The organism is Herbiconiux moechotypicola, from assembly GCF_024979255.1.
Taxonomy (GTDB): domain Bacteria; phylum Actinomycetota; class Actinomycetes; order Actinomycetales; family Microbacteriaceae; genus Herbiconiux; species Herbiconiux moechotypicola.
The window spans coordinates 90,648-103,283 of sequence record NZ_JANLCN010000010.1 but is presented as its reverse complement, the minus strand read 5'-3'; the positions used below and the strand labels follow the sequence as shown (position 1 = coordinate 103,283).

The following is a 12,636-nucleotide window of genomic DNA, read 5'->3' as shown; positions in this document are numbered from 1 at the left end:
TCGTCGTCAGTGCGCGACCCAGTCGAGGGAGCGCTCGACGGCCTTCGTCCAGCCGGCGTAGAGCTCGGCGCGGGTGGCGGCGTCCATGTGCGGCTCGAAGGTGCGCTCGATGTCGATGGTGTCGCGCAGCTCCTCCTGCGACCCCCAGAAGCCGACGGCGAGCCCGGCGAGGAAGGCGGCGCCGCGCGCGGTCGACTCCGTGATGCGCGGGCGGTGCACGGGCACCCCGAGCTGGTCGGCCTGGAACTGCAGGTGGAAGTCGTTCGCCACGGCCCCGCCGTCGACGCGCAGCTCGGGCAACGGGGTGCCCGACTCGGCGTTCATGGCCTCGATCACGTCGCGGTAGGAGTAGCTCATCGACTCCAGGGCGGCACGCACGAGCTGGGCGCGCCCGGTGCCGGGCGTGATGCCGAACACCGTCGCCCGTGCGTACTGGTCCCAGTACGGCGACGCGATGCCGGTGAACGCCGGCACCAGGTACACACCTCCGGTGTCGGGCACCGACTCCGCGATCTCGGCCGTCGACGCCACGTCGTCGATCACCCGCAGCTCGTCGCGCAGCCACTTGATGGTGGCGCCGACCCCGAAGAACACCCCTTCGAGCGCGTACTCCACCCGCCCGTCGAGGCCCCACGCGATGGTCGTGATGAGCCCGGCCGACGACTCCACGAGGGTCGTGCCTGTGTTCATCATGACCGAGCCGCCGGTGCCGTAGGTGGCCTTGACGGATCCCGCGGTGAAGCAGGCCTGCCCGAACAGGGCGCCCTGCTGGTCGCCGGTCGCCGACGCCACGGGGATCGCCGCGCCCAATCCGGCGGTCGAGCCCGTCACCCCGTACACCTCGCTCGAGGGCCGCACCGCGGGCAGCACGGCGAGCGGGATGTCGAGCAGCTCCAGGATCTCCGCATCCCACTCCAGGCGGCGGATGTTGAACAGCATCGTGCGCGAGGCGTTCGAGTAGTCGGTCACGTGCGCGGCGCCGTCGGTGAGCTTCCAGATGAGCCACGAGTCGATCGTGCCGGCCAGCAGCTCGCCGGCCTCGGCGCGGGCGCGGGCGCCGGGCACGTTGTCGAGCAGCCACTTCAGCTTCGTGCCCGAGAAGTAGGTGTCGATCGGCAATCCCGTCGCCGTGCGCACCCGTTCGGCGTGCCCGGCCTCGCGCAGTTCGTCGCAGAATCCGGCGGTGCGACCGTCCTGCCACACCAGGGCGTTGTGCACGGGCTCCCCCGTCACGCGGTCCCAGAGCACGCAGGTCTCGCGCTGGTTCGTGATGCCGATCGCGGCGACCGCCTCAGCCGCCACCCCCGACTCGGCGAGCACCCGCTGCGCCACGCGACGCTGCGACTCCCAGATGTCCACCGCATCGTGCTCCACCCAGCCGGGCGCCGGGTAGTGCTGCGCGAACTCCTCCTGCGCGATGTGCTCCACCGAGCCGTCGTGGCGGAACAGGATGGCGCGCACGCTCCCCGTTCCCGCATCCAGAGCCATCACGTGCGTCTTCGTCATCGTCGGGCGTGTCCACTTCATCGTGTGTGTTGACCGGGCTCGCTGCCCATCACTAGAGTGGCCGAAGTTTCTTTCGAATTCAACCCGAATTGCGAAAAAATTACCGACACGGGAGTCTTCACCATGCGCGCCGCCGTCCTGCACGCCCCTCACGAACCCCTGCGCATCGAACAGGTCGACACTCCGGATGTGCTGCTCGCCCAGGAGGTGCGGGTCGCCACGGCCGCCGTGGGGCTCTGCCATTCCGATCTCCACGTGATCGACGGCCGGGTGGCCCGGCCGATGCCCGTGGTGCTGGGGCACGAGGCCTCGGGCGTCGTGACCGAGGTCGGCGACGCGGTGACGGATGTGCGGGTGGGCGACCACGTGATCGCCTGCTTCGTCGTCTATTGCGGCGCGTGCCGGCAGTGCCGGGCCGGGAGGCCGGCGATGTGCCAGAATCGCGAGGCCACCATGCGGCCGGCGGAGGCGCCGCCGCGTCTGGCCCAGTCCGGCCGCGAGGTGCATCAGTGGACGAACATCGGGGGCTTCGCCGAGGAGATGGTGCTGCACCGCAACGCCGTGACGGTGATCGACCCGCGCATGCCGCTCGACCTCGCGGCGATGCTCGGCTGCGCCGTGGCCACCGGGGTGGGGTCGGCGCGCACGGTGGCGGGGGTGGGGCCGGGTGACCACGTCGTGGTGATCGGCGCGGGCGGGGTGGGGCTCAACGTGTGCCAGGGTGCGGCCGGCGCGGGCGCGGCGAGCGTCATCGCTCTCGACCGCAGCGACGAGCGCCTCGCCCTCGCGGCCGAGAGCTTCGGCGCCACGCACACCATCAACACTGCGGCTGATTCCCATGCCGCCGCGACGATCCATCGGCTCACCGACGGGGGAGCCGACCACGTGTTCGAGGCGGTCGGCGTGCCCGCCCTGGTCGATCTCGGCCTCGAAGCGGCGGCGCGGGGCGGATCGGTCTGGGCGGTCGGCGTTTTCGGCGACGACGCGGAGATCGCATTCCCCGCGGGGCATCTGCACTCGGGCAAGGGTGTGCACGGGGTGCGTGCTGGTTCTCTGGTGCCCCGGCGCGACCTGCCGCGGTTGGTGCAGGACTACCTGGCGGGCGCACTGGAGCTGGACGCGTTGGCCGGCCGTCGCATCCCGCTCGACGACATCCAGGACGGCATCGCCGACCTGGAGCGGGGAGTGGGAGCCCGCACACTGGTCGTGTTCTAAAGCGGTAACCGCATACCCCTAGACTGAGCATCACATCAGAGCTTTTGGGGAGCCCGACATATGAAGAACACAGAATTCGACCGTCGCACCGTCATGACCGCCGCGGCCTGGTCGGTGCCAGTCGTCGCCGTAGCCGTCGCCACCCCGCTCGCCTCGGCCTCGACCGAGCCGGCCACGCCCTCCCAGTACTTCGCCGGAACGCCTGCGACGCTGCTGGTGGGGTCGCAGGACACGTCTCCCGCGACCGCGCTCTACGCGGAGGGCCCCAGCTCGCTCTACATCCAGGCCGGCCCCGGAGGCCTCGACACCGAGGTGACATTCCTGGTCTCCCGCAGCGACTCCGCGCCGGGCGAGGCACCCGCACTCTTCCTGAGCGGCTTCACCCTCGTGGGGCAGGGTGCACTGCCCACGAACTGGACCAACATGGACATCGGCGGAGGCGTCACCAGCAGCCGCATGACTGTCGTGCTCGGTGCCAACGAGCTGGGGCGCATCGACTTCACGTTCTACTACAAGGACACCCCCGCGGCGACCTTCGCCCCTCTGGCCACGTGGCAGGTCCAGGTGCAGACGGTCTGGCTCTCCGACGTGACCACCACCGTCGAGGCCACCACGGAGCTCACCTCGGGCTACGCGATCGGCGTCTCGCCCACCTGAGCCGCCTCGCGCGCCGCGTCGCGCCCAGCGGGCCCCGCTCGCCGCTGCACGATCCGCGCGGCGAGCCGGCGCGAGGTGGCGCGGTCGGCACGCTCCACGGCGTCGACGATCACGGCACGCTCGGCGGCACGACCCGGCGACGCGATCAGCGCGCACGCCAGCTCGGCGCCGAACACGTCACCCGCGCCCACCAGCGCCGCGGGCTCGAGCGGTCCTGCTTCGCCGGTCGACACGTCGATGCGCTCACCGCGCAGGTGCACGCTCGCCCCCAGCGGCCCGCGCGTCACGACGATCGCGGTCGACGGATGCGCGCGCGACCAGGCGTGCGCGCGTGCATGCGCGACGCCCGGCAGGTCTTCCTCGCTGAGCACGGCCACGTCGAAGCGCGGCAGCACGTCCCCGGCCTCGACGAAGTCGCGTGGCAGCACCGGCCGCAGGCCGTCCGCGCCGGGCGCGCCCGGTTCGCGCAGGTAACCCTGCACGAGCAGCAGCCGAAGCGCGTCGGAGGGCACCGCCGCGGTGAAGGCGTCGACTGCACCCGCCCACGGCGAGGGTAATAGCGGCGTGAACAGCAGGGCGGCCGCGTCGCCCAGCGCGTCGGCGGTGCCGGAGTCGCGCCCGGGTGCGGTCACGAATGCCGTGTCCGCCTCACGCACCGACTGCATTCGCTGCGTGCGCCGCACGTCGTTGCGGTAGACGAGGGTGCGGTCGCCGACGGCCGGCTCGAGCATCCGGAGCCCCGTGCCAAGCGCGGCGAAGTCGCGACCGTGTGGCGCAGAGACGAGCGGCGTGCATCCGGCCTCGGTGAGCACGGGCGCCATGAAGACCGCGGGCGAACCGGCAGTGCGGTGCACGCTGCGGTCGGTCTGGATCTCGTCGACGCACACGTGGCCGGCGATCACCACGGTCGTCGGGGAGGTCATCCGACGAGCCTACGCTCACCCGATCGAGTAACCCCCGTCGACGTCGAGCACGCTCCCGGTCACGTACGACGCCTCGGTCGACACGAGGAACCCGATGGCCGCCGCGACCTCGGCCGCCGTGCCCCAGCGGGCGAGCGGGATGCGCGTGGTGATGCGGGAGTAGCGCTCGGCGTCGTTGCGGGCGCGACGCGACATGGGGGTCTCGATCCAGCCCGGGGCGACGGCGTTCACCCGGATGCCCTCGGCGGCGTACGCCACCGCCTGCGACCGGGTCAGCGCTACGATCGCGCCCTTCGAGGCCGCGTAGGCGGGGGCGCCGATCGAGCCGAAGTAGCTCCACATCGAGGCGAAGTTCACGATCGCGCCGCCAGCGTCGGCGAGCCGTGAGCGCAGCAGCTCGGCGACGGCCAGCACGCCGGTCACGTTGATCTCGAGCACGCGGTCGAAGCTCGCGGGCAGCCACTCATCGTCGCGCAGCACGGCGGCCGCGGTGACCAGCGCCGAGACCGGGCCGAGGTCCTCCACTGCGGTCCGGAGCGCATCCGGGTCGCTCACGTCGGCACGCACGAACGAGATGCCCTCGGGCAGGTCGGAGTCGCTGTCGAGGCCGATGGCGCGCACCTGCCAGCCGCGCGAGACGAGCAGCTCGCCGACGGCCCGGCCGATGCCGGTGGCGCCCCCGGTCACAACGGCCACGGGTGGATGCGCTTCGGACATGGTCTCTCCCTCGAGAATCGAAATTTATTCTGAGAGTAGCTTGACGACGGGGGAAATTTCAAACAGCATGGGCGCATGCCCTCTGCAACGACGCATCCGCCCGCCCCCCACCCGCCCGCGAAACACCCCTCGGCGGCGCTCGCGCCTGCCCGCCCCGTCGCCGACGCCGCGCTGCTCGCCGACCGCGCCGAGTTCGTGCGCACCGAGGCCATCCGGCTCATCGAGCTGGCCAAGGTCGGCCATTACAGTTCCGTGTTCTCGGCCGCCGAGATCTTCGCCGCGCTCTACTACGGCGTGATGCGCACCGACCCCGCGAACCCGCAGTGGCAGGGCCGAGACCGCTTCCTCATGGGCAAGGGCCACGCCGCCGTGGGCCTCTTCCCCGTGCTCTCCGACCTCGGGTTCTTCCCCGCCGAGGTGCTGAACGGCTACACGCGGCTCGGCAGCCCGCTCGGCGACCACCCCGACATGACGAAGGTGCCCGGCATCGACTTCAGCTCGGGCTCCATCGGGCACGCGCTCTCGAACGGTCTCGGCATGGCGCTCGGGGGCCGGATGAACGGCGACGGCTTCTCGGTGTTCGTGATGCTGGGCGACGGCGAGATGCAGGAGGGGCAGGTGTGGGAGGCGGCGCTCGCGGGCGCCCACCACCGTCTCGGCAAGCTCGTCGCGATCGTCGACCGCAACGGGTTCCAGCTCGACGGCGAGGTCGACGAGGTGGTGGGCATCGAGCCCCTCGCCGACAAGTGGCGCGCCTTCGGGTGGGAGGTGCACGAGGTCGACGGGCACGACGCGGTCGCGGTCCGCGACCTGCTGCTGGGGCTCGCCGACCGGCCCGCCGAGGCCGCGCCGAGCTGCGTGATCGCGCACACGAAGAAGGGCAAGGGGGTCGGCTACATGGAGACCGAGCCCGGGTGGCATCTCGGCTACCTGGTGCCGGCGGATGCGGAGGCGGCGGTCGCCGAGATCCGCTCGGCGGCAGCCTCGACCGGAGCGGGGGTGCGCGCATGAGTGCCCCCGCCACCCTCTCCGAGGGGTCGTGGCAGTACCGCGGCCTCAACGCCCAGAACCCCGGGCTCGACCACCTCTCCGACGGCCTGCTCGATCTCGTCGAGGCCGGAGTTCCCGTGGTGGCGGGCACCGCCGACCTGCAGTACTCCAACGGCCTCGTGAAGTTCGCCCGCGCGCATCCCGACCGCTTTCTGCAGTTCGGCATCTCCGAGCAGAACATGGTCTCGGCCGCGGCGGGCCTCGCCACCACGGGGCACACGCCGTTCGTGGCCACCTTCGCCTCGTTCCTCGCGCTGCTGTGCTGCGAGCAGATACGGATGGACGTGGCGTACACCAAGCTCCCGGTGCGGCTGATCGGCCATCACACCGGCATCGCGCTCGGGTTCTACGGCACGAGCCACCACGCCACGGAGGACATCTCCACGATGCGGGCGATCGCGGGGCTCACCGTGGTGTCGCCCGCCGACGGTCCGCAGTTGCGGGCGGCGATCCGCGCATCAGCCAGCTGGCCGGAGCCCATCTACTTCCGCACCAGCCGCGGGCGCGACCCGCAGGTCTACGCCGACGACGTGGAGTTCGTGTTCGGGCGGGGGGTCGAGCACTCCACCGGCACCGACGTGACCCTCATCGCCTGCGGCACCCAGGTTCATCCGTCGCTCGCCGCGGCCGAGGCGCTCCGCGCGGAGGGGCTCTCGGTCGGGGTGATCGACATGCCGACGATCAAGCCGCTGGATGCGGAACTGGTGCGTGCCGCCTCGGCCCGCAGCGCCCTGGTGGTGACCATTGAGGAGCACAACGTGCTGGGCGGGCTCGGCGCCGCCGTGGCGGAGGTGATGGCGGAGTCGCCGTCGCGCGCCCGCCTGGTGCGGCACGGAATCCACGACGAGTACAGCCTCATCGCGCCGCCCACGCACCTGTACCGGCACTACCGGCTGGATGCGCCGGGCATCGCCGAGGTCGTGCGCGAGGCGCTCGCCGGGGCCGATGCCGGGGCGGAGGTGCGCTCCGCATGATCGCCGACGCCACCTCGGCCGCCGTGCGCGCGGCGGCCGCCGACGCCCTCCCCGGGCACTGGCATCCCGCCGACGGCACCCTGCTGCCTGGACCCGCGGTCATCTTCGACCTCGACGGGGTGATCGCCGATGCACTGCACCGGCAGCACTTCCTGCATCGCGAGGAGCCTGACTGGGCGGGGTTCTACGGCGGCGTCGAGGCCGACGGCGTGATCGAGGCCGGCCGTGTGCTCGCCTCGACGGTGCGCGACGAGGTGCGCGTCGTCATCCTCACCGGCCGCATCGACGACGTCGCCGCCACCACGCGCGCCTGGCTCGACGGTCACGCCCTCCGCTGGGACCTGCTGGTGTGCCGCCCGCCCGACGAGGACGACTCCTCGCGCCACGCCGTCGACTACAAGCGCGACGAAGTGGCCCGCCTGCGCGACTGGGGCGTCGACCCCGTGCTCGCCATCGACGACAACCGCAAGATCACCGACATGTACGTCGAACTCGGCATCCCGAGCCTCTACCTCCCCAGCGGCTACTACGACAACACCTCCCGCTACGACGGCGGCGTCTGACCCTCTTTTCGAGAGCGAGGTATGCTCGACTTCGTTCGATCGTTCGATCGTTCGATCGTTCGATCGGCGCGAGAGATCCCCGAGATCGGTTCGAGATCACGGAAAAAAGTGAACCCCGGCCGTCACACTGAGTGCGCTGCGCCGGGGGCTATGGGTCAATCGTAGGTGCGGAGCGCAGTGGGCGCAAGGAAGCGGGTCCAGTGGAACGTCTCGTGGCGACGATTCCGCCTGTCAGATTCGCCCGGTACCGTCTCGCGTGCGATCGGACGGAGGTAGAGCCGATCGCGCTTTACCGGTGGGCGGCATCCGTGGCTCTGGCGGTGTTCGACGATCTCGCGACGGTGGAGATCGCGATGCGATCGGCGATGGCCCGGGAGCTCGCCTCCGAGTTCGGCCTCGAGTGGTACCGGCGCACCGACATCCTGGACGACGGCACAGCAGCACTCGTCGGTGAGGCCTGGCGAAGGGGTCGGCTCGCACAGCTCACGGGGACGACCGATGTGATTCACGGAAAACTCGTCGCGACGCTCATGTTCGGGTTCTGGGTGAAGCTCCTCGGGCGAGGGGCTTATAGAGGCAGCGGAACCGAGCGCCGCCGGGTCATCTACGACAGTGTGTTGTGGAAGCCGGCTCTGCGGCGTGCATTCCCTCATGTCGCTGATCTCGATCGTGCACGTGTCGAAACCGCGGCTCGACGGGTGCAGGCGCTTCGCAACAGGATCGCGCACCACGAGCACATCATCTGGGGCGTGCCGCTCCCGGGGGAGATGAACGTCGATGGATCACCGGTGCGCCTCCCGCTCCGCGAGGCGCATGACACCCTCGTCGGGCTTGCGGGGTACGTCGACGCGGGCCTTGAGGGTTGGCTGCGACAGTACTCGCAGGTGGAGACCCGGTTGGAGCTCTGCCCTGTCGAGTCCGTGGCCAGGTCGCTCTAGCGGGGGGCGGGTCACTGGGCGGTGTAGCCGCCGTCGACGGGGAGGACGGTGCCGGTGATGAAGGAGGCGGCGGGGGAGGCGAGGTAGAGCACGGCGTCGGCGATCTCGGAGGGCCGGGCGATGCGGCCGAGCGGATGCGTCGCCGCGATCGTGCGGAGGGTGGCCTCCGGGTCGGGCAGGGCGGCGAGCGGCTCCCGCACGAACGGGGTGTCGACGGTGCCCGGCGCGACCGCGTTCACCCGCACGCCCGATGCGGCCACCTCGACCGCGAGCGCCTTCGTGAGCGTGACGATCGCTCCCTTGCTCGCGCCGTAGACCGCCTGGTTCGCGAGCCCCACGAGGCCCGAGATGGAGGTGACGTTCACGATCGAGCCTCCGCCCTGCGCCGTCATCGTGGGCAGCACCGCCCGCGAGAACAGGAATACGCCGCGCACGTTCGTGCGGAGCACCGCATCCCACTCGGTCACGGTCGTCTCGGCGAGCGGCTTGAGCAGAAAGCGGGCGGCGTTGTTCACGAGCACGTCGACGCGCCCGAAGGCGTCGAGCGCCGCGGTCACCGCGCGTTCGGCGGTAGCGGGGTCGGCCACGTCGCCGATCACCGTCAGCACGCCCGGATCGGCGGCGAAGAGCTCCGCCGCGGACGGATCGACGTCGACCGCCACCACGTGGGCACTTTCAGCGAGCAATCCTCGCACCGTGGCCAGGCCCACCCCCGACGCGGCTCCGGTGACGATCGCGACGCGGGGGTCGGCGGGGCTTGCGGGTGTGGGCATCGTCGCTCCTCGGGTGGGAGGGGCGGTCCCTCCGGCCCTGTCTCCCACGACGACGCTAGCGCGTGCGCCGCCGCTCAGGCCATCGCGGAGCGGGCGATCGCCGACATCTCGTCGAACACCGGCCCGGAGATGTCGACCTGGTGCACCACGGCCACCACGTGGGTCCAGGAGTGCACGAAGTAGTCCCATCCGTCGACCACCCGTGTGCGAGCGGAGGCGCCCTGCGCCCGCGCCTGCTCGAGGAAGAGCCGCTCGCCCCGGTAGTTCATGTCCCACGCGATCGAATCATCGGGGTAGCGCACCCCGTCCGAGGTCGGCGACCCGGGCCTGTCCTTGCCCATACCGGTCGCGTTCACCACGATCGAGTGCGGCGGCAGCGTCGCGACCACCGCATCCGTCGCGGCGGCGTCGGCGGCCACCACGGGGTCGAGCGGGATGCGCAACCCCACCGAGTCCGCGAGCGCGGTGAGCTCCGAGAGTCGGTGCGGCGAACGGGCGGTCACCCGGATGCGCGCGGGCGCGTCGAGCCCGGCCTCCGCCGCCCGGTGCACGCCGAGCACCGTCGCGACCGACGCCCCGCCGGCCCCGAGCAGCAGCAGCTCGCCACCCGCATCCCACCACCCCTCGCCCGCGAGACCACGCAGGGCGAGGGAGCTCGTGCGATCGTCGAGCGCCGCTCCGAGCATCCGGTCGCCCCGCTTCGCGATGCAGCTCACCTCGTGCAGCAGCCGTGCCGAGTCGTCGAGCTCGTCGAAGAGGTCACGGGCGGCGTTCAGCACGGCGAGCTTGTGAGTGGTGATGAGCGCCCCGATCGAGGCGGGGTCGTCGCGGATGCGCTCCACGGCCGCCCGGTAACCCTCGGCGGGCGCGTCGAGCGCGAAGTCGATCCCGCGCAGCTCGGAGTCGATGCCGAGGTGCTCCATCCAGAGCGGATAGATGCGCTGCATGGCCGACTGGCCGGTGGTGACCCCGAAGAACCAGAACGTGCTCGTCACGCGCGGGCCCCCGCGATGCGAGACGCGCCGACGCCACTCAGACGGAACGGCTCGCCCAGCACGGGCAGCCGCCAGGCCACGTCGTCGACCTCCTCGAGCGCGGCCCGCAGCTCGTCGGGGTTGGCGGTGTTGAAGGCGAACAGCCCCCAGTGGTGCGGCACGAGGGCCGGGATGCGCGCGGCGCGGCACAGTGCGACCGCCTCGTCGACCGAGAAGTTGCCGGGCACGCCGTGGTCGACGCGGTGCGCATCCCGTCCGTTCACCGGCAGCAGGGCGATGTCGACATCGAGCTCGCGGATGATCTGCTCCTGCCCTTCGTAGGGTGCGCAGTCGCCGGAGTGGTAGATGCGCAGGCCGCCGAGCTCGATCACGTAGCCGAGGAAGAGGTTCTGACCGTGGGCGTCGAGCTCGAGGTGCTCGTGGGCGGCGGGCACCGCGGTGACGGCGACGGCGCCGATGCCGGCGTGCTCGCCCGCGTCGAGCCCGAGCAGCCGTGCGGGCGGAATGCCGCGGGAGACGGCTTTGACGGCTTCGGAGCGGGGCACGATGAAGAGCGGGTCGCTCGAGGTCTGCAGGTAGGGGATGGAGCCGAGGTCCATGTGGTCGGTGTGTCCGTGGGTGCAGAGCACCAGGGACAGCCCGGTGACGTCGGAGGGGTTGACGGGCGTGGGGTGGAGGCGAGTGTGGGGGAAGACGCGGCCGCGGTACTTCAGGGCGAGCACGTCGCTGAGGTAGGGGTCGATGAACACGAGCTCGTCGCGGTGGCGGAGCGCGAAGCCGGCCTGGCCGAGCCACCAGGCGACGACCTCGTCCTCCCACCCCTCCGGGGCGGGGAACGCGGGGTCGATCACGGTTTCGGCGGGGGACATCGGCGGCTCCTTCGCAAGAATTTCTCTCAGACTAGCCAGTATCGAAATTTCTTGCAAGAAACCCGGAGGGCTCGATGTCGGTGGTCATGTATACGCTGTTCACATGACGGATGAGACGGCACCCGCCACCCCGGAGATCCCCGCGCACTGGAAGCGCAATGTCACCCTGTTCCTCAGCGGCCAGACGGTCTCGCTGTTCGGGTCGATGATCGTGCAGTACGTGGTGATGTGGTGGGTGACCTTCGAGACCCAGTCTGGCCTCGCGGTCGCCCTCTACGCCGTCGCGGCCTTCCTGCCTCAGGGCGTGGTGTCGATCTTCGGTGGCGTGCTCGCCGACCGCATGAACCGCAAGGTGCTCGTCATGCTCGCCGACGGCACCATCGCCGCCGTCACGCTCGTGCTCGCCCTGCTCATGCTGAACGGCATCACCGATCTGTGGATCATCCTGCTCGCCGTCGCCGTGCGCTCCGTCGGCGCCGGGGTGCAGACGCCCGCCGTGCAGGCGATGATCCCGCAGATCGCCCCGCCCGACCAGCTCATGCGTGTGAACGGCTTCTTCCAGACCATCCAGTCGGCCATGGCCCTGCTCGCCCCCGCCGCGGCCGGTGCCGTGTTCGGCATCTTCGGCATCGTGCCGGCGTTCTTCATCGACGTGGTCACGGCTGTCATCGGCATCCTGCTGCTCGCGATGGTGGTGGTGCCCACGCTCGACCGGGTGGCCGAGAAGGCGTCGACCTACCGCGAAGACCTCGTGGAGGGCATGCACTACATCTGGCACCACCGCATCGTGCGCTGGCTGCTGGTGGTGTTCGCCATCATCTTCCTGCTCACCGTGGCACCGTCGTTCGTCACCCCGCTCCTCATCGCCCGCACCTTCGGCACCGAGGTGTGGATGGTCACGGTGCTCGAGATCGCCTTCAGCATCGGCATGTTGCTCGGTGGTGTGCTGGTCTCGACCGTGCTGGCGAAGGTGAGCCGCATCGGCCTCATCATCGTGTCGAGCTTCGCCTTCGCCGTGTTCACCATCGCGCTCGGCCTGAGCCCGAACCTCTGGGTGTTCTACGCCTTCATGTTCCTGTTCGGTCTCGGGGTGCCGCTGTTCTCCGCCCCGTTCATGACCCTGGTGCAGGAGACCGTCGACCCCGACAAGCACGGCCGGGTGTTCAGCTACGTGGGCATCGTGATGGCGCTCGCCACCCCCATCGGCATGTCGGTGTTCGGCCCGCTGGCCGACGTCATCAGCGTGCAGGCGCTGCTCATCGCCGGTGGTGTCGCCACGGTGATCGTGATCGTGGTGGCGCTCCTGCTGCCGTCGGGCCGGGCCGCGGTCGCGGCGGCGCAGGCCACGCAGAAGGCCGCAGAAGCTGCGGATGCAGAGCCCAAGGCTGGTACTGACCAGGCGGGTGCTTGAGGTGTGTATCTGCTGACCGGATGGGTGGCACCGGCCTTGGCGGTT

Annotated in this window: 13 protein-coding genes; 7 read left to right on the top strand and 6 right to left on the bottom strand. The window is 70.8% G+C overall.

What is annotated here, in order from left to right; all coding sequences use genetic code 11:
* Window positions 1-6 precede the first annotated feature (6 nt).
* Entirely contained in the window at window positions 7-1,506 is a 1,500-nt protein-coding gene (glpK, locus tag N1031_RS15555; RefSeq protein WP_259480640.1) for a glycerol kinase GlpK, read from the bottom strand.
* A gap of 123 nt (window positions 1,507-1,629) precedes the next feature.
* Between glpK and N1031_RS15550 the strand changes: the two genes are divergently transcribed.
* Both N1031_RS15550 and N1031_RS15545 read left to right on the top strand, forming a co-directional pair.
* Window positions 1,630-2,721, top strand: coding sequence for a zinc-binding dehydrogenase (locus N1031_RS15550; RefSeq protein WP_259480638.1), 1,092 nt, complete (start codon window positions 1,630-1,632; stop codon window positions 2,719-2,721).
* Between the two features lie 60 nt (window positions 2,722-2,781).
* Complete coding sequence (locus tag N1031_RS15545; RefSeq protein ID WP_259480637.1) at window positions 2,782-3,378, top strand: hypothetical protein; 597 nt, start codon at window positions 2,782-2,784, stop codon at window positions 3,376-3,378.
* Here the strand turns inward: N1031_RS15545 and N1031_RS15540 are convergent.
* Together N1031_RS15540 and N1031_RS15535 are read right to left on the bottom strand one after the other, a co-directional pair.
* Window positions 3,351-4,301: a hypothetical protein gene (locus N1031_RS15540; protein WP_259480636.1), complete on the bottom strand. Its 951-nt coding sequence runs from the start codon at window positions 4,299-4,301 to the stop codon at window positions 3,351-3,353. The genes N1031_RS15545 and N1031_RS15540 overlap by 28 nt on opposite strands.
* Window positions 4,302-4,316: 15 nt before the next feature.
* The gene (locus tag N1031_RS15535; RefSeq protein WP_259480635.1) at window positions 4,317-4,997 is read right to left on the bottom strand and encodes an SDR family NAD(P)-dependent oxidoreductase; all 681 of its coding nucleotides are present in this window, start codon (window positions 4,995-4,997) and stop codon (window positions 4,317-4,319) included.
* 96 nt (window positions 4,998-5,093) lie between these two features.
* Here N1031_RS15535 and N1031_RS15530 point away from each other — a divergent pair, with 96 nt between their 5' ends.
* From N1031_RS15530 to N1031_RS15515, 4 genes are all read left to right on the top strand, one after another.
* Window positions 5,094-6,029 carry a transketolase gene (locus N1031_RS15530; RefSeq protein ID WP_259480634.1) on the top strand — a complete coding sequence of 312 codons (936 nt, stop codon included), beginning with the start codon at window positions 5,094-5,096 and terminating at the stop codon, window positions 6,027-6,029.
* Window positions 6,026-7,042, top strand: a complete 1,017-nt coding sequence (locus tag N1031_RS15525; RefSeq protein ID WP_259480633.1) for a transketolase family protein — start codon at window positions 6,026-6,028, stop codon at window positions 7,040-7,042. The genes N1031_RS15530 and N1031_RS15525 overlap by 4 nt, the downstream gene beginning before the upstream one ends.
* Window positions 7,039-7,605, top strand: coding sequence for a phosphatase domain-containing protein (locus N1031_RS15520; protein ID WP_259480632.1), 567 nt, complete (start codon window positions 7,039-7,041; stop codon window positions 7,603-7,605). The genes N1031_RS15525 and N1031_RS15520 overlap by 4 nt, the downstream gene beginning before the upstream one ends.
* Window positions 7,606-7,805: 200 nt before the next feature.
* Window positions 7,806-8,543 (top strand): hypothetical protein, encoded by a 738-nt coding sequence (locus N1031_RS15515; protein WP_259480631.1) that lies wholly within the window; start codon window positions 7,806-7,808, stop codon window positions 8,541-8,543.
* 11 nt (window positions 8,544-8,554) lie between these two features.
* On the opposite strand, the gene N1031_RS15510 is transcribed toward N1031_RS15515, so the two are convergent.
* From N1031_RS15510 to N1031_RS15500, 3 genes are all read right to left on the bottom strand, one after another.
* On the bottom strand, window positions 8,555-9,316 hold the full coding sequence (locus N1031_RS15510; protein ID WP_259480630.1) for an SDR family NAD(P)-dependent oxidoreductase: 762 nt from the start codon (window positions 9,314-9,316) through the stop codon (window positions 8,555-8,557).
* A gap of 74 nt (window positions 9,317-9,390) precedes the next feature.
* The gene (locus N1031_RS15505; RefSeq protein WP_259480629.1) at window positions 9,391-10,311 is read right to left on the bottom strand and encodes a shikimate dehydrogenase family protein; all 921 of its coding nucleotides are present in this window, start codon (window positions 10,309-10,311) and stop codon (window positions 9,391-9,393) included.
* Window positions 10,308-11,180 (bottom strand): MBL fold metallo-hydrolase, encoded by an 873-nt coding sequence (locus N1031_RS15500; RefSeq protein ID WP_259480628.1) that lies wholly within the window; start codon window positions 11,178-11,180, stop codon window positions 10,308-10,310. The genes N1031_RS15505 and N1031_RS15500 overlap by 4 nt, the downstream gene beginning before the upstream one ends.
* Before the next feature lie 103 nt (window positions 11,181-11,283).
* On the opposite strand from N1031_RS15500, the gene N1031_RS15495 reads away from it, so the two are divergent.
* A complete protein-coding gene (locus N1031_RS15495) occupies window positions 11,284-12,591 on the top strand; it encodes an MFS transporter (protein WP_259480627.1) in 1,308 nt (435 codons plus the stop codon).
* Window positions 12,592-12,636: the final 45 nt, after the last annotated feature.